The following is an 18,796-nucleotide window of genomic DNA, read 5'->3' on the forward strand; positions in this document are numbered from 1 at the left end:
AGTTTCAAGCACTTTGGATTTCCCTCATGCAACAGCGCACGCTCGGCCGCACCGGCATTTCCGTGAGTCGCATCTGTCTGGGCACAATGACCTGGGGCGAACAGAACACCCAGGCCGAAGGCCACGCCCAGATGGATTATGCGCTCGAACAGGGCATCAATTTCCTCGACACCGCCGAGCTCTATTCCACCCCCGGCCGCGCCCAAACCCAGGGGTCGACCGAAACCATCATCGGCAACTGGTTCGCCGCCAACGGCCGAAGGTCCGATTGGGTGCTCGCCAGCAAGATCACCGGCCCGGGCAATGACTGGATTCGCGGCGGACGCCCCATGGACGGCAAGGAAATCGTTGTTGCCCTCGAGGCCAGCCTCAAGCGTCTCAAGACCGATTACATCGACCTCTACCAGCTCCACTGGCCCAACCGGAACCACTATAATTTCTCCAGATCCTGGACCTTCGACCCCTACGGCCAGGACCGAGATTCCATCCGCGACAACCTGCTCGAAATCCTCCAAGCGCTAAACGCGCAGATCGAGGCCGGCAAGATCCGCGCCATCGGCCTCTCCAACGAAACGAGCTGGGGCGTGTCCGAATACATAAAGCTCGCCGAAACCCATGGCCTGCCGCGCATGGCGACCATCCAGAACGAATACAATCTCCTGCGCCGCCATTTCGATTACGATCTGGCCGAGGTCTGCGCCTTTGAAGATGTCGACCTGCTCGCCTATTCGCCTCTGGCGGCGGGCCTGCTCTCGGGCAAATACAATGATGGCGCCATGCCCGCCGGCACCCGCGGCGCGCTGGGCACCATGTGGCGGCTCAACCCGCAGTCGGAAACCGCCACCAAAGCCTATATGACCCTGGCCCAACAGCACGGCCTCGATGTCTGCCAGATGGCGATTGCCTGGTGCCTGACGCGACCCTTCATGGGCTCGGTCATCATCGGCGCCACCGCGATCGAACAGCTCAAATCCGATATCGCCGCCCACGATCTCGTGCTCGCCCCCGAAGTGATCGAGGGCATCGAGGAGTTGCACCGGCTCTACCCGCGCACCTTCGCCTGACCTGTTCCCGACAGCGGCTGGGCCCTCGCCTTGCCGCTTTCGCATGCCCATGCTATGACCGAATGACGAAATGCGTCATAGCGGTTCATCATGCCCCGTCATTTCACCGCTGCCGACAATGAGCTGATCCGCTCCCAGCTTCTCGCGTCCGGTCTTGCTCATTTCACCCAATACGGGCTGCGCGGCTTGCGGGTGGATGACGTCTGCAGGGATGTCGGGGTCGCCAAGGGCACGTTCTACAAATTCTTCGAGCACAAGGAAGCGCTGTTTCTGGCCCTCGCCGATCAGCGCGACCAGATGCACAAGGCCGATATCCTCGCCTTCTTTGCCCGGTGCGACGGGCCGGTCGCCGAGCGCGCCGGACGGTTCTTCGATCTGCTCATCGAAAAGCTCAATTCCGATCCCCTGGTCGCCATCGTCGCGGTCCCCGATGATTTCGCCGCCCTGCTCCGCAAGACGCCGCCCGAGCGCATGGCCCATGAGGAGGAAAAGGACCTCCGCTTCATCGAACGGTTCTGCGCCGGCCTCAGGGCCGAGGGCCTGATCGGACCGGTCGACACCAACGACATCGCCGCCATCCTCACCCTTTTGGTCAGCCTTGTGCTGCAAAAATCCTTGTTCAGCGCCGGCCAGTTCTCGGCAAGCTGCGCGTTGCTGCGCGAGGTGTTCGTTCAAAAACTGACGGCCAGTGCCCCATGAGGGCGACAAGGTTTCCGGGATGCGGCGATCGCGCAGCCAATCTCTGCGCAGGCATTAATCTATGCGCAGCCATCCGGCACGCTCCTCATTCTCATCCGACATCAGCCAGAGCTTTTTGATTGAGCCCGACGCCAGACGTACGGCCAGGCCACACCACTCTCCTTCGTGAAGAAACGGGGCCTCTATTCGGGCGCCGGTCAAGACCGGCAGAACCTCGTCAAACAGGTATAGGGCGCGACTGCGTTCATACATCAATTGTGCCCGAGCCAGACGGGATATGAGGGCCGGCACTGACTTTACGCCCCAATGGCGCTTCAGTACGGAAATGTGGCGCCGCACGGTGCCCGGCGTAACACACAATTTCCGCGCAATTTCGCCCGGCTCATTTCCAGCGCCCAGCATCATGGCGATCAAGGATTGCGTCTCGGTCAGGGGCGCGAGAGCGGCAAGGTCCTGCCACTGGTAGTGCGAACGACAGGCCGCGCGTGATGCTTTGGCTGCGTCATCCTTCCGATTTTCGGCTCCGGGTGCGCGAAACGCATCGGTGAGCCCAACCTGCATTTTTTCATGTGCTGTGGCCGGACCGGCCGAAAGATCGTTCCAGTTCGATTGACCGCGGCCCTCTTCAAGATCGTACTGCATGCGATGCCCCTCTTACGTACTTGCCACATCAGACAAGCCCAATTGAGGAAGGAGCGCACCTATCAGAACTGATAGTATTCACAACTGATGCGCATGGATCGCCGCGGCAACCGAATGCGCAAGCGTGCTTGTCTTGAATTTCTTCTTGATCGCTTGGACATGAAAGCGAACCGTCGGTTCGCTGATGGTAAGAATCTGGGCCACTTCCCAGGCGGATTTTCCCGCAGCAAGCCAGGCCAGGACCTGCTTCTCGCGTTTCGAGAGCCGCGGGTTGGGAGACGATGAGACGCCATTCAACGCCCGCAAGTGCTGGAATACGACGGGCAGAATCCCCTGCAGCACCGCAGCCGTGACAACTTCCATATCGAGGGGTTTGTCAGAAGCCAGCGAAGCAGCCGCTCTGCGTGAGCCGGTGGACAAGAGCGGAAAGCCGACACCATCCACCAGGCCGAACCTGGCGGCATCCTCGATGATCTCACGCCCCCCGGGGCACGTGCCGAACCGGTCGAACGCCTCCGACCAGGAAAAAGGCGCGGCACAAGCCATGGCGGCCCTTACGACAGGATCGACAGAAAAATACGATCGCGCAAGATACCTTTCCCGCCATTCTTTGGACCAATTGGTTGCTACAATAAACTCATTGCCAAGAGGCCCGCTCCAGGGAATCTCGAAAAGAATAAAATGCGTAATACCCAGGGATTCGACGAGCGCCTCAAAGTCATATAATAAGCCCGCGAAATCGGTGTACTTGGGACATCGCTCCAGGAAGTTCAAGATTCTTTCAATACGTTCGGTCACCGACTCCCCCTTAAGACCATGGCTTCTGCCGGTCTGAAATTAAGTCAGGCTCATACACGCATCGTCAATGGCACAACTTCAGAAAAACTCGTCCGGCCCCATGAACGATAACATAGACGATCGCTATTCACCCGAGAACATGAGCGATGACGATCTCATCAAGGCTTACGTTGCGCTTTCGCGCAGTTCAATTACCGCCAATTCAAAGTGGGTTGAAACCCTGCGAAAAGAGATAGCCAAGCGGGCACTTCAGATCCCCAACCAGCATCCTTAAGTAATCGGACGACAGGTTTAGGAGGCGCCCAGTCGTTCAATACCACTATCGCGCTATTTAATCAAAGTTGATTATATAATAACGCCTCTGGATGCACTTGCTGTCCTTGATCGATCCTCGCCGCCGTCATCTCGGAGCTATTCACCGGAAAAACGGCACGGATTGCACAAGCCATTTGCCGTCATGGCCCCGCCCACATTGATTTTGCCCGGCGTTTCGCTGCCTTGAATGACGCTTTTTGCTGTCGCCACGGCGCGGAACAGCGGTTATCGTCTGGCCAAAAGGCATGGGAGTGATGATTTGGTGCAGATAAACGGCTTTGCGCTTTTTGCGTCCGTGCTTCCCCTTCTGGCGCTCTATTTCTATGGTCTCGCCTCGCGCCTGCTCGACCGCAGCCGGCCCTCGCTTTCGGCATTGATGAACGAGCAGCGCTTCAACTGGGTCACCCAGGCGTCGCGCCGCGAAACGCCGCTCGATGCGATCCTGTCGGGCAATATCATGAGTTCGGTCTCGTTCTTCGCCTCGACGACGGCCCTGCTGATCCTGGCGCTCTTTACCGTCATCGGCCAGTTGCACGAATTTCTGCCCGCCCTTTCCTCGATAACCTTCGGTCCGGCCTATACCGAGGTGGATCTGCAGATGCACAATGTCGTCCTGCTGTTCCTGTTCGTTTATGCGTTTCTCGCCTTCACCCTGTCCCTGCGCCAGTTCAACCATTTCTGCATCCTGCTCGGGGCCCTCGATCACACCGCGCCCGCCCCGCCCGAAGAAATCCGGACCATCGCCCGCATCAATGCAATGGCCGCCCAGCGTTTCAATTCCGGCATAAGGTCCTATTATTTCGCAATTCCCATGGTCGCCTGGTTCCTCTCGAGCTGGCTCGCCATCATCGTCACCGTCGGCACGATCGGACTGTTGCTCCACCGCGAATATTTCTCCAATGCCCGCTGGCTCGTGGCCCGCATCACACCGCACTAGGGTCTGTACGCGATCCGCGGATAACGAACCGAAAGGACAATCCCATGAAGGCACTGGCCATTGCCGTCTCTATGTTCATCGCCCTGCCCGCCACCGCGCAGGACACGGTGACGTTTACCACCGCCGATGCTGACCTGATGACGGTCTGTCTGGCAGACCTCGCCGAGGCTGAAAGCCCCGAGGCGGTGCATCGGCAGACCGATTGCATCGGCGCGGCATCGAATGTGTGCATGGACACCGAGGAGGGCGGCTATTCGACCGTCGGCATGGTCGAATGCACGGCGCGCGAAACCGATTGGTGGGACAGCCAGCTCAACGCCAGCTACACCACCCTGGGGGAAACGCTCGACGCCGATCTGTTCGCAACGCTCCAGGACGCGCAAAGGACCTGGATTGCCTATCGCGACCAGAGCTGCGGCTTTGAGTATGATTTTTGGGGCGACGGCTCCATGCGCTCCATCGCGCACGCAAGCTGCATGCTCGAGGAAACCGCCCGGCGCGCAGAAACGCTCTGGCGCTACCTCAACCCCGAGGGCTGACGGCCGATCCACATATCCTGGGAGTCCGATATGAACAATGACGCCGACCATCCCTGGTTTCGTCCCCTGTGGCGCCGCGTGCTCATGGTCGCCATCCCCGCGATCATCGCCGCGGTCGACATCTATCACGGCAATTTCGGCTGGGCGCTGATCTTTGGCGGCTTGGGCGCTTACGCCGTCTATATCTTCTTTATCGCCTGGAACAGGGACAAGCCCGACGCGCCCGGGACACCCGACGACACCGAGAAGTGAAAGCGATTTCGCACCCCTGCGACCAAAGCTGACGTTGACAATCATCTTTGAGACCGTATGTATAGGGTGTCAAACCTGAGTGTACCCCTCACATTACGTTCGCCATGCTTGTTTGCCAGTGCAATCTGATATCGACAACCGACATCGAGGACATCGTCGTCGACATTCTCGATGACGACCCCTGGCAGCTCGTGGTGCCCGCCCACATCTATCGTGAGCTGGGCAAGCGTGGACAATGTTGCGGCTGCGTTCCGAACATTGTGGACATTATCGGCAAGGTCACCGAAACTTATCACCTCAAACTGGCCGGGAACGCCGCCAATCTGGTAGACGTTAGGTCCAGGATGAAAACCCTGCGCAAGTCCACGCGCCAAGGAGGTGAAAGTGAAAGGCGACGCAAAGATCATCGAGCGGCTTAACGAAGCGCTCTTTCTCGAACTGGGGGCCATCAACCAGTATTGGGTTCACTACCGTCTGCTCAGCGATTGGGGTTTCAAGCGTCTCGCCGAAAAGGAGCGCGCCGAATCCATCGAAGAGATGCATCACGCCGATAAGCTCATCGACCGCATCATCTTCCTTGAGGGTCATCCCAATCTTCAGCGCGTCGCGCCCCTGCGCATCGGCCAGAACATCAAGGAAGTGCTCGAAGCCGATCTGGCCGGCGAGCTCGACGCCATCGCGTCCTACCGCGAAAGCCGCAAGCTGTGTAACGACCTCGGCGACTACGTCACCCAGCGCCTGTTCGAAGAGCTGCTGACCGACGAGGAAGGTCACACCGACTTCTTGGAAACCGAGCTCGATCTGCTCGACAAGATCGGCGTGGAAAAATACGGACAGCTCAACGCCAAGCCGGCCAACGAAGCCGAATAGGCGACAAATCGATTGGCATTTTTACACCCCCGCATCGCTCCCGGTGCGGGGGCTTTTTCATGCACCGTCATTAAGGTGTCAATGTTTCGCAATCTTGTGGCACCGAACGCTCAAGTCCATAGCTTTTGCGCCCATTGTTGACCCCACGATGCATGCATGGAAAGATTTTGGTGCCTGAGACGTCCATTGCTCATAATTTCGCTTTTCAGGGATCGCGCTTGCCTGTAATGCGGAAATTGACCTTTTTATGCCTAGCGGTCGGGTCCGCGCGCGGGGTTTGATCCTCGTATCCGATTGGTGAAGCGGCGAAGGGAGTGCCGTGTGGTTGACGCCGCCAAGAGGTAACTCCGGAGCAGTCGCACGACATTGTCACCATCTCTTTTTCTTTTCGAAAGGGACCTCCGTCACTATGCACAAGCCATTGATTTTCCTCAGCCTTACCGCCTCCCTGCTGGCCACCGCAACCGCCGCGCAGGCCCAGACAGTCAATATCTACAACTGGTCCGACTACATCGCCGAAGACACGCTCGAAAAGTTCACTGCCGAAACCTCCATCGCCACCAATTACGACGTCTTCGACTCCAACGAGATCGTCGAAGCCCGGCTTCTCGCCGGTTCTTCGGGCTACGATGTCGTTGTTCCCTCAGGCTTTTTCCTCGAGCGCCAGATCCCCATCGGCCTGTTCCAGACGCTCGACAAGTCCAAGATCCCCAACATCGAAAACCTCGATCCCGCCATCATGGCCATCGTCGAGGCCCACGATCCCGGCGCCCAGTATTCGGTCCCCTACATGTGGGGCACCACCGGCATCGGCTATAATGTCGGCGCCATCACCGAGCGGCTTGGCGAAGACGGACCGCTTCAAAGCTGGGACCTGCTCTTTGACCCCGAAATCGCCGCCCAGCTTGCCGATTGCGGCATCTCGGTCCTCGATGCCCCGGTCGAAATGGTCGCCGCCGCGCTCAATTATCTTGGCCTCGATCCCAACTCCGAAACCCCCGAAGACCTCGAAGCGGCCGAGCAATTGATCGCCTCGATCCGTCCCCACATCCGGATGTTCAATTCCTCCCAGTACATCTCCGATCTCGCCAATGGCGAAATCTGTCTGGCCGTGGGCTATTCCGGTGACGTCTTCATCGCCGCAGACCGTGCCGCAGAGGCCGGACAGGGCGTTGAAATTGCTTATGTTATCCCCGAGGAAGGCGCCTCGCTCTGGTTCGATATGATGGCCATCCCCGCCGACGCACCGAACGCCGAAGCGGCCCATGCCTTCATCAACTTCATCCTCGAACCCCAGATCGCTGCCGACATCACCAACTACGTCTGGTACGCCAATCCCAACGCGGCGGCCGATGAATTCGTCGACCCCGAAGTTCTGGGGGACCCGGCGATCTACCCGACCGAAGAGGTCATGGCCAATCTGTTCCCGCTCAAGGCCCGTTCGCCGGAATACGATCGGCTCCTGACCCGCGCCTGGACCCGCCTCAAGACCGGCGTCTAGCCGACGAAGTGTTGCATGGCGGGGCGCATTATGGTGCCCTGCCAATTCTTCTTGTTCGGGGGTGGGGAATCCTCTGTTGAAAAAGCCTCAGATCGCCGCCGATGCGCGCCCCTGGCGTGACGCGGCCGCCAAGCCATTCGTTCGCATCCGCAATGTCACCAAGACGTTTGGCGACGTCTATGCCGTCGACGACGTCTCGCTCGACATCTACAAGGGCGAGCTGTTCTGCCTGCTCGGGGGATCGGGGTCGGGGAAGTCGACGCTCTTGCGCATGCTGGCCGGGTTCGAGTCGATCACCACGGGCACGATCGAGATCGACGGCCAGGACATGGCCGAGGTGCCGCCCTATCACCGCCCGATCAACATGATGTTCCAGTCCTATGCCCTGTTTCCGCATATGAGTGTGGAAAACAACATTGCCTACGGCCTGAAGCGCGAAGGCATGGCACGGCCCGACATTTCCGATCGGGTCGCCGAGCTTTTAAAGCTTACCCGGCTCGAACCCTTCGCCAGGCGCAAGCCGCACCAGCTCTCCGGCGGCCAGCGCCAGCGCGTTGCCCTGGCCCGCTCGCTCGCCAAGCGCCCAAAACTGCTCCTGCTCGATGAACCCCTCGGCGCGCTCGACAAGAAGCTGCGCGAGGAAACCCAGTATGAACTGGTCAAGATCCAGGAAAGCCTGGGCGTTACCTTCATCGTTGTGACCCACGATCAGGAAGAAGCCATGACGCTTTCGACTCGCATCGGAGTGATGAACGACGGCAAGATCGCCCAGATCGGCGAGCCCCAGGAAATCTACGAATTTCCCAATTCCCGTTTCGTTGCCGGCTTTGTCGGTTCGGTCAACATGTTCGAGGGCGTCGTCACCGAGGACGAGGACGACCACATCCGCATCGACGCCACCGCCGGGGCCGGCTGCGACATCTACGTCTCCCACGGCGTCGATTGCGCCCCCGAACAGACCCTCTGGTATGCCATCCGCCCCGAAAAGATGGTGCTGTCGCGCGAACGCCCCGATGGCGATGCCAACATAACCCACGGGCTGGTTGAAGACGTGGCCTATCTCGGCGATATGAGCGTCTTCCGCATCGTGCTCGACAGCGGCAAGCGCATCCACGTCTCCCAGACCAATGTCTCGCGCTATGACCCCGAATCCATCAGTTGGGATGAAAAGGTCTATATTTCCTGGGAGCCTGATGCCGGCGCGGTGCTGACCTCATGAGCACGGGCGGATTGAACCTCCCCCGGCGCAAGGCCTGGACATTCATCACCAACGGCCTGCGCCGCCTGGGCATTTCCGGACGCAGCGCTGTGATCCTGGGCCCGACCCTGTGGCTTGCGATATTCTTCCTGATCCCGCTGCTTGTGGTCTTCAAGATCGCGCTGAGCGCCTTTGCGCTGGGCCAGCCACCCTACCTGCCCATGTTCATCTGGGCCGCCGATCAATCGCTCTCGATCACCCTGCATTTTTCGAATTTCCTGTTCATCCTGCAGGACGCGCTCTACGCGAACGCGTACATCAATTCGGTTCGCATTGCCGCAATCTCGACGGCCATCGCACTGGTCATCGCCTATCCCATGGCCTGGTTCATCGCACGATCCGACGACAAATACCGCAACCTGCTGCTCATGATGGTCATCCTGCCCTTCTGGACGTCGTTCCTTTTGCGGGTCTATGCCTGGATGGGATTTCTGGGTCGCAACGGCATCATCAACAACGCGCTGATCGGGCTCGGCATCATCGATGAGCCGATCACCATGCTCCAGACCGAAGGCGCTGTCTTTGTGGGCATCGTTTATACCTATCTGCCCTTCATGATCCTCCCGGTCTATACCGCGCTCGTCAAACTCGACCAGAGCCTGATCGAGGCCTCCGCTGATCTGGGCGCCCGTCCCTTCATGACATTCCTGACTGTAACGCTGCCGCTTTCGATGCCCGGAGTTATTGCCGGCTCGATGTTGGTCTTTATTCCCGCCATCGGCGAATTCGTCATTCCTTCGCTGCTCGGCGGCGCCGATACGCTGATGATCGGCCGCGTCCTCTGGGACGAATTCTTCGCCAATCGCGACTGGCCCGTGGCCTCGGCCGTCGCCATCGTCATGCTGGTGATCCTCGTCGTCCCGATCATGCTCTTGAGCAGGGCGCAAAATGCCGTCGTGGAGAAAGACGCATGAAGCGCGGCTATTTCACCACCATTATGGCCATCATCGGCTTTGTGTTTCTCTACGCGCCGATCGTATCCCTCGTGGTTTTTTCGTTCAACGAGAGCCGGCTGGTCACGGTGTGGACGGGCTTTTCCCTGCGCTGGTACGCATCGCTGTTCGGCGATTCCCAGGTCGTCGCTGCCGGGCTCCTGAGCCTGCAAATCGCCGCCGTCAGTGCCACGATCGCGACGGTCCTGGGCACGCTGGCCGGCATCGCCCTGACCCGGCTCGGCAAGTTCCGCGGCAAGACGGCATTGACCGGCATGGTCTCGGCGCCGCTCGTCATGCCCGAAGTCATAACGGGCCTGTCGGCCCTGCTGCTGTTCGTTTCCATGGAAGCATTGATCGGCTGGCCGGGCGGTCGCGGCTTTACGACGATCACCATAGCCCATTCAACCTTCTGCATGGCCTATGTCACGGTGGTCGTACGCTCGCGCCTCGTGGATATGGACCGCTCTCTGGATGAAGCGGCAATGGATCTGGGCGCAACACCCTTGCGGGTTTTCTTCGACATCACCCTGCCCATCATCGCCCCCGCGCTGATTTCGGGGTGGCTTTTGGCCTTCACGCTGTCGCTGGACGATCTGGTGATCGCCAGCTTTGTTTCGGGGCCAGGGTCGTCCACCCTGCCCATGGTGATTTTCTCGAAAATCCGCCTCGGCGTCTCGCCCGACGTCAATGCCCTCGCCACCATCATCATCGCAATCGTTGCCATCGGCGTTGTCGCGGCCACCATCATCGGTGCCCGCCGCCAACCCAACGCCTGAGCGAAGGTCCTCTTATGTCTGCCACTGCCCGGCCCCAGGTCTCGGCCCTTTCATCCTCGCGTATCCGCGACATCGCCAATGCCGGCATGGGCCGAGCCGACATTGCCGCCTTCTGGTTCGGTGAAGGTGATGAAGTAACGCCGGCCTTTATCCGCGAGGCAGCACAAAAGGCACTGGCCGATGGCGAGACCTTCTATGTCCACAATCTCGGCTTACCCCAATTGCGCGAGGCCGTAGCCAGCTACGAAAACAAGCTCCAGGGCATAAACTCCAGTCCCGAACGGATCGCCATCACCGGCTCCGGTGTCTCGGCCTTGATGATCGCAAACCAGCTCATCGTCTCGCCGGGAGACAAGGTGGTCGTCATCACACCGATCTGGCCCAACATCACCGAAGCGCCGCGGCTCCTGGGAGCCAACATCGTTCGTTTCCCCTTGAACGTGACAGACGGAAAGTGGTCGCTGGACCTTGACCGGTTGCTCGCCACGCTCACTGCGGACACCCGCATGGTGATCGTAAACGCACCCAACAACCCCACCGGGTTTACCCTCGACCAGGAGACCCAGAAAACCATCCTCGAGCACTGCCGCAGGCACGGCATATGGGTCTTGTCCGATGAGGTTTACGAGCGCCTGATCTTTGACGGCAATGACGCCGCGCCCTCGATGCTCAGGCACGCCGAACCCGAAGACCGCATCATCCGCGTCAATTCCTTTTCCAAATCCTGGCGCATGACCGGTTGGCGATTGGGTTGGCTGACCCTACCCCTGGCGCTGATGCCCGACGTTCCAAAGGTCATCGAATACAATACCTCCTGCGCCCCATCCTTCGTTCAGAAGGGCGGGCTGGCGGCGCTGACCGATCCAAGGGGCGAGGAAACCGTTGCCGCGCTGCGATCGGGCCTCAGGGCATCTCGTAGCGCCCTGCTCGATGGCCTCACGCGCATGGACCGCATCGAAATTCCCGACGCCCAGGGCGCCATGTACGCCTTCTTCCGTATTACTGGTGAGCCTGATGATATGGCAACGGCCAAAGCCCTTGTTGCCGACCACGGGCTGGGGCTGGCGCCGGGAAGCGCCTTCGGGCCCGAAGGAGCGGGCTGGCTGCGCTGGTGCTTTGCCGCAAAGCCCGAAAAGATCGCCATTGGCCTTGAGCGTCTCGAGCGTTTTCTCGGACGCTAGACCGAAGTGGGGTTGGCCTCAATAAACGCCAGCACGTCGTCGAGTACCGGGTAGCGCCAGCGCAGCGGCATGGCCAGCGACCCCAGCGTATCGGCGTGATTGCCGCCCTCATAGATCCTGAGCGAAACATCGACACCCGCATTGGTCATCGTTTCCGCCAGAGCCACCGAATTGCGCAGAAATACCGTTTCGTCCTTGTCGCCATGGCCCAGAAAAACCGGCGGCATTTCGCCGGAGACCAGATTGACCGGCTGGGTCTGCTCGGGCCGCGGAAAGTTGCCGAACGCATTCCGGGACTGGGACACGTCGAAAGGGTAGAAATCGTACGGCCCCGACAGCCCCACCACGGCTCTGATATTTGACATATCGACCCCAAATTGCGGATCGAGCGCCAGCATCATGACGTTGTAGGCTCCCGCCGAATGCCCCATGAGAACCATTCGGCCCGGATCGCCGCCATAATTCCCGATGGTGTCGGCGACCCATTGAACGGCCAACCCGTTATCGGCAACGAAGTCTGGGAACACGACCTCGGGAACCAGCCGGTAGTCGGCAATGACAGTCACATACCCACGAGCGGCAAGGGCGCGGCCGACAAAGCCATATTCTGCCTTGTCACCGGATTCCCAGCCGCCGCCATAGCTGAAATAGATGACCGGAAGCCCGGTTTCGTCACCGGCGGGCCGATAGATATCGAGCTTCTGCCTCGGGTGAGCGCCGAACGCCACATTGCGCTCGATCGCAACACCACCATCCTTGGGAACCAGCGCATTGAAGATGCCAACAGGAGAAAAGGCGTTGGCGATTCCGAAAAACCCCGAAACTGCCCCAACCATGAGTGCTCCCGCCCAGAAAAGGGCACGCGTTTTACGATCCATGCCCCTTGATACGTGTGAACCAACCGCATGGTTTCACGCGTTCTCACGGCCATCTGACGGCCCTAGGCGTCGAGTGCGCCAAGACTGGAGAAAAAGTTCACCACATCGTCGAGCACGGGCGCCCGCCAGCGCAGCATCGCGCCAAGAGCCGTAACGATCTCCATATGCCCGATCCCGTCATAATAACGCTCATCGACCGGCACATTGTTCTCACGAAGTTTTGCGGCAAGGGCCGTCGTGTTGTCGGTCTTGACGATAAGATCGAGATTACCCGCCGCCAGGAACATGGGCGGTGCCGATGGCGTCACGAGGCGGACCGGCTGGGTGCCTTCAGGGTTGGGTGCATAGCCGAAGGCTGCTCGCACTTCGTCGAATTCAAAGGGATAAAAATCATAGGGTCCGGCCAGACCGGCGATGCCGCGCACCTTGAGGGTCGACCCCGCCTCACGCAGAAAGGTTGGATCGAGCCCCAGCATCACCGCGTTGTAGGCGCCCGCTGAGTGTCCCGCGAGAAACAGTTTGTCGGCATTGCCGCCAAAGGTCGCGATGTTGTCCTCGACCCATTTGGCCGCAACTGCAATATCGTAGAGAAAGGCGGGATAGGTGACTTCCGGCACCAGCCGATAATCGGCGATCACAGTGACAAATCCGCGTGAGGCGAAAGCGCGACCCACAAAGTCATATTCCCAGCGCTCGCCCCGGCTCCAGCCTCCGCCATAAACAAACATCAGGACCGGCGCGTTCCCTTTGGGGTTCTGCTGCACATAGACGTCGAGTTTGCCGCGTGGTCCGCCGGCATAGGCAATGCCGTCACCCATCTTCATGACCCCACCATCAACCGCCGTCGGCAGGTTGAACGGATCCATTAGGGATACAGCCTGCGCCGAACCCGGAAACAGCCCGCCTGCAAGCGTGAACGCTCCGGCTGAGCCCAGAAAATGGCGACGCGAAATGTCCATTGCAGCCATGAAAATTTGAGGAAACTGGTATCGAACGCCCTGTCCTGCCGCACGATCACGACCAATTTTGGACAGGATAGTGCACGCTCGGCCACAGGACTTAAAGAACCATTAGCGTGAGACCGTCGGACGCAGCATCTCAAAGATCGAAGTCACTTCCACATAGTCGCCACGATAACCACAGCGGGCAATTGTTCCTGCTTTTTCAATATCGAACCGTCCGTCGATGAGGTAGTCAGCGTCGATATGGACCCGAACCACCTGTCCGATCACAAGTTCGCGCGCCAGACGATTTCCCTCGAGATCGACGAGCGGCTTGATCTCAAGCAGCTTGCACTCGAACGTCGCCGGAGCACCCCCGACCCGAGGGGGAGCCACCAGATCGGAGGTGAGTTTTTCAAGCCCGGCCTCCTCGAATTCGTCGATATTTCGCTCGAAGGCGCCCGAACTGACATTCATCGCTTCGGCCTGCCGCCGGGTCGCCAGATTGTAGACGAACTCTCCGGTCTCCTCGATATTGCTGACCGAGTCCTTGCGGCCCTCGCTGCCAAAAATCAGAATGGGCGGCGCCGAACAGAAAATATTGAAAAAGCTGTAGGGGGCGAGATTGGCCCGGCCGTCACCACCGATTGACGACACCCAGCCGATCGGTCGTGGCGCTATGATTGCCTTGATCGGATCATGGGGCAGTCCATGTCCTTTGGCGGGGTCGTAGGAATGATAGCGGGCCATTGAGTGTCCTCTGGGTCATGGTGTTCGGGAGCGGGAATAATCAGGTTTTCCGCCATTGCCAACAGCACTACCTTGCCACTCCCGCGCCGCAGGCGCGATTCGCAGGATGTATCGGAACCTTCGCATGCTCACCGCAGTTCGTCAGTTCAATCTCACCATATGGCTTGTGATCCTCTCGACATTCGCGGGCCGGTTCGTGCTGTTCATGATCTGGCCCTTTCTGGCCATTCTCCTGCACCGCAAATTCGGACTGAACGAGTTCGAGGTCGGCATATTCCTGGCGCTTGCGACGGCTGCGGGTGTCGTTTTCGGCTTCTATGTCGGCTATCTTTCCGACAAGCTTGGCCGCCGAAAGATCATGATTGCCGGCTTGGTGCTCTCGATCATCTCCATGATCGTTCTGGGAACGGCCGACAGCCTTCTCATGCTGTTTGCCGGCACGCTGCTTCAAGCCCTTGCACGCCCGATGGTCGAAGACCCCGGCAGAGCTTTGATGACCGATATGGTCCAAGACCGCGACGTCAAGGACATGGCGCTCCATGTGCGCTATTTCGCGCTCAACGTCGGCGCTGCTACCGGCCCCATGCTTGGCGCTGCCGCCGGCCTGACCGGCCAGCAAGCCACGTTTCTTCTGCTCGGCGCGGTCTATGGCCTCTACCTTGCCGCAGCGGCGATCGTGTTCAACATAGAACGCCCCTTGCAAGGATCCACAATGGCCGCCAACTTCTCGCTCGGCGATGTGGTAAGGGTGCTCCGGCGCGACAACGCCTTCATGTTGTTCGTTTTCGCCGGCCTGATCTGCTCGATAGCCTACGGTCAGATCGATGCGGGCCTTGTTCAATATCTTCAACAGCAATCCGTCGTCGATATCGCTACACTCTATGCCTTCCTGATCGGCACCAACGCTGCCACCATCGTGGTGTTTCAATTTCCCTTGCTCAAGCTGACGGCCGGAATTTCGCCGTTCCTGCGGGCCATGATCGGCGTAACCCTGTTCGCCGCCGGCTTTCTCGGCTTCGGCCTGACCCCGGTTGAACCGCCTTTTGCCCTCTTGGTCGCCATGTTCATCCTGAGCCTGGGCGAAGCGATCCTGTTTCCGACCATGAACATCATTATCGATCGCCTCGCCATACCCGAGATGAAGGGCAGCTATTTCGGCGCGTTTTCCTTCAGCGTCTTCGGCTTTGCGCTCGCCCCGCTGGTGGGGGGAAGTCTGCTCTATTGGTTTGGGGGTTTGGTGCTGTGGCTTTTGATGACGTTTTTTTCGGTTTTGGTTGCGCTGTTATTTTTTCTGGCCGACCGCTTTTCCGAGCGGACGGTTTGATGGGTTTCCGGCTCGATGGCGCTGATGCCCGATCGGCTGGTTGGCCTTTGGTTTTGATTTCAGGTGGGGCCGATTGGTTGCTTGGGGGTCTGCGGGCCTGGTGGGACGGATTTTGCGCCGCCCCATTGGCTCTGATTGTGCCGGTGGCCTGGGTTGGCGAGCCAGGCCATGAGGGCTGGCCCGGCATGGCTGAGCGGGTGCCTGTGCCGGGGGTATGCGGCCTGTTGTTGTTGTGCTCAGGAATGCAAAAAGCCCCCGGTGCTTTACGCACGCGGGGGCTTTTTGTTGTGGTGTATTGAGAAGGATTTCCAGCGGGTTTTATAGATCTGGCGGCGACCTACTCTCCCGTGCCTTAAGACACAGTACCATTGGCGCTGAAGTGTTTAACGGTCGAGTTCGGAATGGGATCGGGTTCTGGGCACTTCGCCATAGCCACCAGATCGATAAAACTCGCTGGGGAAACTGGTCTTTATTTTCTGATTGGCAACACTTTGGGTGCTGCGATTATAGGTAAATGAGAACGATCAAGCCGATCGAGCTATTAGTACTGGTAAGCTTCACACATTGCTGCGCTTCCACACCCAGCCTATCAACGTGGTGGTCTTCCACGGCTCTGATAGGGAATACTGGTTTTGAGGGAGGCTTCCTGCTTAGATGCTTTCAGCAGTTATCCCGTCCGAACTTAGCTACCCTGCACTGCGGCTGGCGCCACAACAGGTCCACCAGAGGTTCGTCCATCCCGGTCCTCTCGTACTAGGGACAGCTCCTCTCAATATTCCAACACCCACGGCAGATAGGGACCGAACTGTCTCACGACGTTCTAAACCCAGCTCACGTACCACTTTAAACGGCGAACAGCCGTACCCTTGGGACCTGCTCCAGCCCCAGGATGTGATGAGCCGACATCGAGGTGCCAAACGATGCCGTCGATAAGGACTCTTGGGCATCATCAGCCTGTTATCCCCGGCGTACCTTTTATCCGTTGAGCGATGGCCCTTCCACGCGGGACCACCGGATCACTATGACCGACTTTCGTCTCTGCTCGACTTGTCAGTCTCGCAGTCAGGCAGGCTTATGCCATTGCACTCAACGACCGATTTCCGACCGGTCTGAGCCCACCATCGCGCGCCTCCGTTACTCTTTGGGAGGCGACCGCCCCAGTCAAACTACCCACCACACGCTGTCCCGGGTACTGTTATACCGCGGTTAGACATCCATGACGATAAGGGTGGTATCTCACATTGCGGCTCCACAAGGACTGGCGTCCCTGCTTCAAAGCCTACCACCTATTCTGCACATGCCGACACGAATGCCAGCGTGAAGCTATAGTAAAGGTGCACGGGGTCTTTCCGTCTGACCGCAGGAACCCCGCATCTTCACGGGGAGTTCAATTTCGCTGAGTCGATGCTGGAGACAGTGGGGAAGTCGTTACGCCATTCGTGCAGGTCGGAACTTACCCGACAAGGAATTTCGCTACCTTAGGACCGTTATAGTTACGGCCGCCGTTTACCGGGGCTTCAATTCAAGGCTTGCACCTCTCCTTTTAACCTTCCGGCACCGGGCAGGCGTCAGACCCTATACGTCGCCTTGCGGCTTCGCAGAGCCCTGTGTTTTTAATAAACAGTCGCCACCCCCTGGGTTGTGCCACCCGCCAATGGTTGCCCAAAGACGGGTCATGCTTATCCCGAAGTTACGCATGCAATTTGCCGAGTTCCTTCAGCATCGTTCTCTCAAGCGCCTTGGTATACTCTACCTGTCCACCTGTGTCGGTTTGGGGTACGGTCTATAAGCTGGGGCTATTTCCTGGAACCGCCTCACTGCATGTCCAATCCGATAAGGACACACAACTCTGGCAATCCGTCACTTCCCAGCAGGCTCACGAATATTAACGTGATTCCCATCGACTACGCCTTTCGGCCTCGCCTTAGGAGCCGGCTAACCCTGCGCTGATTAACATTGCGCAGGAACCCTTGGACTTTCGGCGAGAGTGTCTCTCACACTCTTTGTCGCTACTCATGTCAGCATTCGCACTTCCGATACCTCCAGGACCCCTCACGGGTATCCCTTCGCAGGCCTACGGAACGCTCCGCTACCGCGTGCAGTAAACTGCACACCCTAAGCTTCGGTGCATGGTTTGAGCCCCGTTACATTTTCGCCGCAGGAACGCTTGACCAGTGAGCTGTTACGCTATCTTTAAAGGATGGCTGCTTCTAAGCCAACCTCCTGGTTGTCTAAGCATTCCCACATGCTTTCCCACTTAACCATGACTTGGGGACCTTAGCTGTAGGTCAGGGCTGTTTCCCTTTCCACGACGGACCTTAGCACCCGCCGTGTGTCTGCCAGATAGTACTCCTGGGTATTCGGAGTTTGGTTAGGTTTGGTAATCCGGTGAGGACCCCTAGCCCATCCAGTGCTCTACCCCCCAGGGTATTCGTCTGACGCTCTACCTAAATAGATTTCGCGGAGAACCAGCTATTTCCGAGTTTGATTGGCCTTTCACCCCTAACCACAAGTCATCCCCGTCTTTTTCAACAGACGTGGGTTCGGTCCTCCAGTGCGTGTTACCGCACCTTCAACCTGCTCATGGCTAGATCACTCGGTTTCGGGTCTAATCCGTCGTACTTAACGCCCTATTCAGACTCGGTTTCCCTACGCCTACACCTAACGGCTTAAGCTTGCACGACAGACTAAGTCGCTGACCCATTATACAAAAGGTACGCCATCACCCAGGACAAACCTTGGGCTCTGACTGTTTGTAGGCATCCAGTTTCAGGAACTGTTTCACTCCCCTCGTCGGGGTGCTTTTCACCTTTCCCTCACGGTACTTGTTCACTATCGGTCGCACACGAGTACTTAGGCTTGGAGGGTGGTCCCCCCATGTTCAGACAGAATTTCACGTGTTCCGCCTTACTCGAGGACAATTAGGATTTCTACCAGTACGGGGCTATCACCCACTAAGGCGAAGCTTTCCAGCTTCTTCCTGTTCTTACCTAACTGCCACTGGCCTGGTCCGGGTTCGCTCGCCACTACTACCGGAGTCTCAATTGATGTCCTTTCCTACGGGTACTGAGATGTTTCAGTTCCCCGCGTTCGCTTCCCTTGCGGGATGGTCCGAAGACCGGGTTTCCCCATTCGG

18 protein-coding genes and 2 rRNA genes (1 of these 20 running past the window's edge) are annotated in these 18,796 nt (G+C 58.6%); 13 read left to right on the top strand and 7 right to left on the bottom strand.

What is annotated here, in order from left to right:
* The first annotated feature begins 26 nt into the window (after positions 1–26).
* Together KKY_RS13910 and KKY_RS19700 are read left to right on the top strand one after the other, a co-directional pair.
* Positions 27–1,064, top strand: a complete 1,038-nt coding sequence (locus KKY_RS13910; RefSeq protein ID WP_014132005.1) for an aldo/keto reductase — start codon at positions 27–29, stop codon at positions 1,062–1,064.
* A 90-nt stretch (positions 1,065–1,154) separates the two neighbouring features.
* Positions 1,155–1,763: a TetR/AcrR family transcriptional regulator gene (locus tag KKY_RS19700; RefSeq protein ID WP_014132006.1), complete on the top strand. Its 609-nt coding sequence runs from the start codon at positions 1,155–1,157 to the stop codon at positions 1,761–1,763.
* A 54-nt stretch (positions 1,764–1,817) separates the two neighbouring features.
* Here the strand turns inward: KKY_RS19700 and KKY_RS13920 are convergent, their stop codons facing one another.
* Both KKY_RS13920 and KKY_RS19705 read right to left on the bottom strand, forming a co-directional pair.
* The gene (locus tag KKY_RS13920) at positions 1,818–2,405 is read right to left on the bottom strand and encodes a helix-turn-helix transcriptional regulator (protein ID WP_014132007.1); all 588 of its coding nucleotides are present in this window, start codon (positions 2,403–2,405) and stop codon (positions 1,818–1,820) included.
* Positions 2,406–2,483: 78 nt separating this feature from the next.
* Complete coding sequence (locus tag KKY_RS19705; protein ID WP_083824112.1) at positions 2,484–3,203, bottom strand: helix-turn-helix transcriptional regulator; 720 nt, start codon at positions 3,201–3,203, stop codon at positions 2,484–2,486.
* A gap of 100 nt (positions 3,204–3,303) precedes the next feature.
* On the opposite strand from KKY_RS19705, the gene KKY_RS20560 reads away from it, so the two are divergent.
* From KKY_RS20560 to KKY_RS13975, 10 genes are all read left to right on the top strand, one after another.
* Positions 3,304–3,477 (top strand): hypothetical protein, encoded by a 174-nt coding sequence (locus tag KKY_RS20560; protein WP_014132009.1) that lies wholly within the window; start codon positions 3,304–3,306, stop codon positions 3,475–3,477.
* Between the two features lie 303 nt (positions 3,478–3,780).
* Positions 3,781–4,455, top strand: a complete 675-nt coding sequence (locus KKY_RS13930; RefSeq protein ID WP_014132011.1) for a DUF599 domain-containing protein — start codon at positions 3,781–3,783, stop codon at positions 4,453–4,455.
* A gap of 44 nt (positions 4,456–4,499) precedes the next feature.
* Positions 4,500–4,994 carry a lysozyme inhibitor LprI family protein gene (locus KKY_RS13935; RefSeq protein WP_014132012.1) on the top strand — a complete coding sequence of 165 codons (495 nt, stop codon included), beginning with the start codon at positions 4,500–4,502 and terminating at the stop codon, positions 4,992–4,994.
* A 30-nt stretch (positions 4,995–5,024) separates the two neighbouring features.
* Entirely contained in the window at positions 5,025–5,246 is a 222-nt protein-coding gene (locus KKY_RS13940) for a hypothetical protein (protein ID WP_014132013.1), read from the top strand.
* Positions 5,247–5,630: 384 nt separating this feature from the next.
* Entirely contained in the window at positions 5,631–6,116 is a 486-nt protein-coding gene (gene bfr, locus KKY_RS13950; protein ID WP_014132015.1) for a bacterioferritin, read from the top strand.
* A gap of 409 nt (positions 6,117–6,525) precedes the next feature.
* Positions 6,526–7,617 (top strand): polyamine ABC transporter substrate-binding protein, encoded by a 1,092-nt coding sequence (locus tag KKY_RS13955; RefSeq protein ID WP_014132016.1) that lies wholly within the window; start codon positions 6,526–6,528, stop codon positions 7,615–7,617.
* A gap of 76 nt (positions 7,618–7,693) precedes the next feature.
* Positions 7,694–8,836 carry an ABC transporter ATP-binding protein gene (locus tag KKY_RS13960; RefSeq protein ID WP_014132017.1) on the top strand — a complete coding sequence of 381 codons (1,143 nt, stop codon included), beginning with the start codon at positions 7,694–7,696 and terminating at the stop codon, positions 8,834–8,836.
* Between the two features lie 56 nt (positions 8,837–8,892).
* Positions 8,893–9,789, top strand: coding sequence for an ABC transporter permease subunit (locus KKY_RS13965; protein ID WP_202945665.1), 897 nt, complete (start codon positions 8,893–8,895; stop codon positions 9,787–9,789).
* Positions 9,786–10,586 carry an ABC transporter permease subunit gene (locus tag KKY_RS13970; protein WP_014132019.1) on the top strand — a complete coding sequence of 267 codons (801 nt, stop codon included), beginning with the start codon at positions 9,786–9,788 and terminating at the stop codon, positions 10,584–10,586. Before KKY_RS13965 ends, KKY_RS13970 begins: the two co-directional genes overlap by 4 nt.
* A gap of 14 nt (positions 10,587–10,600) precedes the next feature.
* Positions 10,601–11,767 carry a pyridoxal phosphate-dependent aminotransferase gene (locus tag KKY_RS13975; protein WP_014132020.1) on the top strand — a complete coding sequence of 389 codons (1,167 nt, stop codon included), beginning with the start codon at positions 10,601–10,603 and terminating at the stop codon, positions 11,765–11,767.
* Here the strand turns inward: KKY_RS13975 and KKY_RS13980 are convergent.
* The 3 genes from KKY_RS13980 to KKY_RS13990 form a co-directional block, all read right to left on the bottom strand.
* Positions 11,764–12,603: an alpha/beta hydrolase gene (locus KKY_RS13980; protein WP_014132021.1), complete on the bottom strand. Its 840-nt coding sequence runs from the start codon at positions 12,601–12,603 to the stop codon at positions 11,764–11,766. The genes KKY_RS13975 and KKY_RS13980 overlap by 4 nt on opposite strands.
* Before the next feature lie 104 nt (positions 12,604–12,707).
* Positions 12,708–13,604 carry an alpha/beta hydrolase gene (locus KKY_RS13985; RefSeq protein ID WP_158308081.1) on the bottom strand — a complete coding sequence of 299 codons (897 nt, stop codon included), beginning with the start codon at positions 13,602–13,604 and terminating at the stop codon, positions 12,708–12,710.
* Between the two features lie 111 nt (positions 13,605–13,715).
* On the bottom strand, positions 13,716–14,336 hold the full coding sequence (locus tag KKY_RS13990) for a flavin reductase family protein (protein WP_014132024.1): 621 nt from the start codon (positions 14,334–14,336) through the stop codon (positions 13,716–13,718).
* Between the two features lie 124 nt (positions 14,337–14,460).
* On the opposite strand from KKY_RS13990, the gene KKY_RS13995 reads away from it, so the two are divergent.
* Complete coding sequence (locus tag KKY_RS13995) at positions 14,461–15,660, top strand: MFS transporter (protein ID WP_041528792.1); 1,200 nt, start codon at positions 14,461–14,463, stop codon at positions 15,658–15,660.
* 324 nt (positions 15,661–15,984) lie between these two features.
* Here the strand turns inward: KKY_RS13995 and rrf are convergent.
* Positions 15,985–16,100, bottom strand: a 5S ribosomal RNA gene (rrf, locus tag KKY_RS14000).
* An 80-nt stretch (positions 16,101–16,180) separates the two neighbouring features.
* Positions 16,181–18,796: ribosomal RNA gene (locus KKY_RS14005) — 23S ribosomal RNA — on the bottom strand; it runs 114 nt beyond the window's last position.

Origin of the sequence: Pelagibacterium halotolerans B2 (assembly GCF_000230555.1) — a bacterium.
GTDB classification, from domain to species: domain Bacteria; phylum Pseudomonadota; class Alphaproteobacteria; order Rhizobiales; family Devosiaceae; genus Pelagibacterium; species Pelagibacterium halotolerans.

What these genes read in the sequence shown, in the direction of transcription:
- KKY_RS13910 (WP_014132005.1), top strand. Translation starts at nt 27, where the DNA reads ATGCAACAGCGCACGCTCGGCCGCACCGGCATTTCCGTGAGTCGCATC.
- KKY_RS19700 (WP_014132006.1), top strand. Translation starts at nt 1,155, where the DNA reads ATGCCCCGTCATTTCACCGCTGCCGACAATGAGCTGATCCGCTCCCAG.
- KKY_RS13920 (WP_014132007.1), bottom strand. Translation starts at nt 2,405, where the DNA reads ATGCAGTACGATCTTGAAGAGGGCCGCGGTCAATCGAACTGGAACGAT.
- KKY_RS20560 (WP_014132009.1), top strand. Translation starts at nt 3,304, where the DNA reads ATGAACGATAACATAGACGATCGCTATTCACCCGAGAACATGAGCGAT.
- KKY_RS13935 (WP_014132012.1), top strand. Translation starts at nt 4,500, where the DNA reads ATGAAGGCACTGGCCATTGCCGTCTCTATGTTCATCGCCCTGCCCGCC.
- KKY_RS13940 (WP_014132013.1), top strand. Translation starts at nt 5,025, where the DNA reads ATGAACAATGACGCCGACCATCCCTGGTTTCGTCCCCTGTGGCGCCGC.
- KKY_RS13955 (WP_014132016.1), top strand. Translation starts at nt 6,526, where the DNA reads ATGCACAAGCCATTGATTTTCCTCAGCCTTACCGCCTCCCTGCTGGCC.
- KKY_RS13970 (WP_014132019.1), top strand. Translation starts at nt 9,786, where the DNA reads ATGAAGCGCGGCTATTTCACCACCATTATGGCCATCATCGGCTTTGTG.
- KKY_RS13975 (WP_014132020.1), top strand. Translation starts at nt 10,601, where the DNA reads ATGTCTGCCACTGCCCGGCCCCAGGTCTCGGCCCTTTCATCCTCGCGT.
- KKY_RS13980 (WP_014132021.1), bottom strand. Translation starts at nt 12,603, where the DNA reads ATGGTTGGGGCAGTTTCGGGGTTTTTCGGAATCGCCAACGCCTTTTCT.
- KKY_RS13985 (WP_158308081.1), bottom strand. Translation starts at nt 13,604, where the DNA reads ATGGACATTTCGCGTCGCCATTTTCTGGGCTCAGCCGGAGCGTTCACG.
- KKY_RS13990 (WP_014132024.1), bottom strand. Translation starts at nt 14,336, where the DNA reads ATGGCCCGCTATCATTCCTACGACCCCGCCAAAGGACATGGACTGCCC.
- KKY_RS13995 (WP_041528792.1), top strand. Translation starts at nt 14,461, where the DNA reads ATGCTCACCGCAGTTCGTCAGTTCAATCTCACCATATGGCTTGTGATC.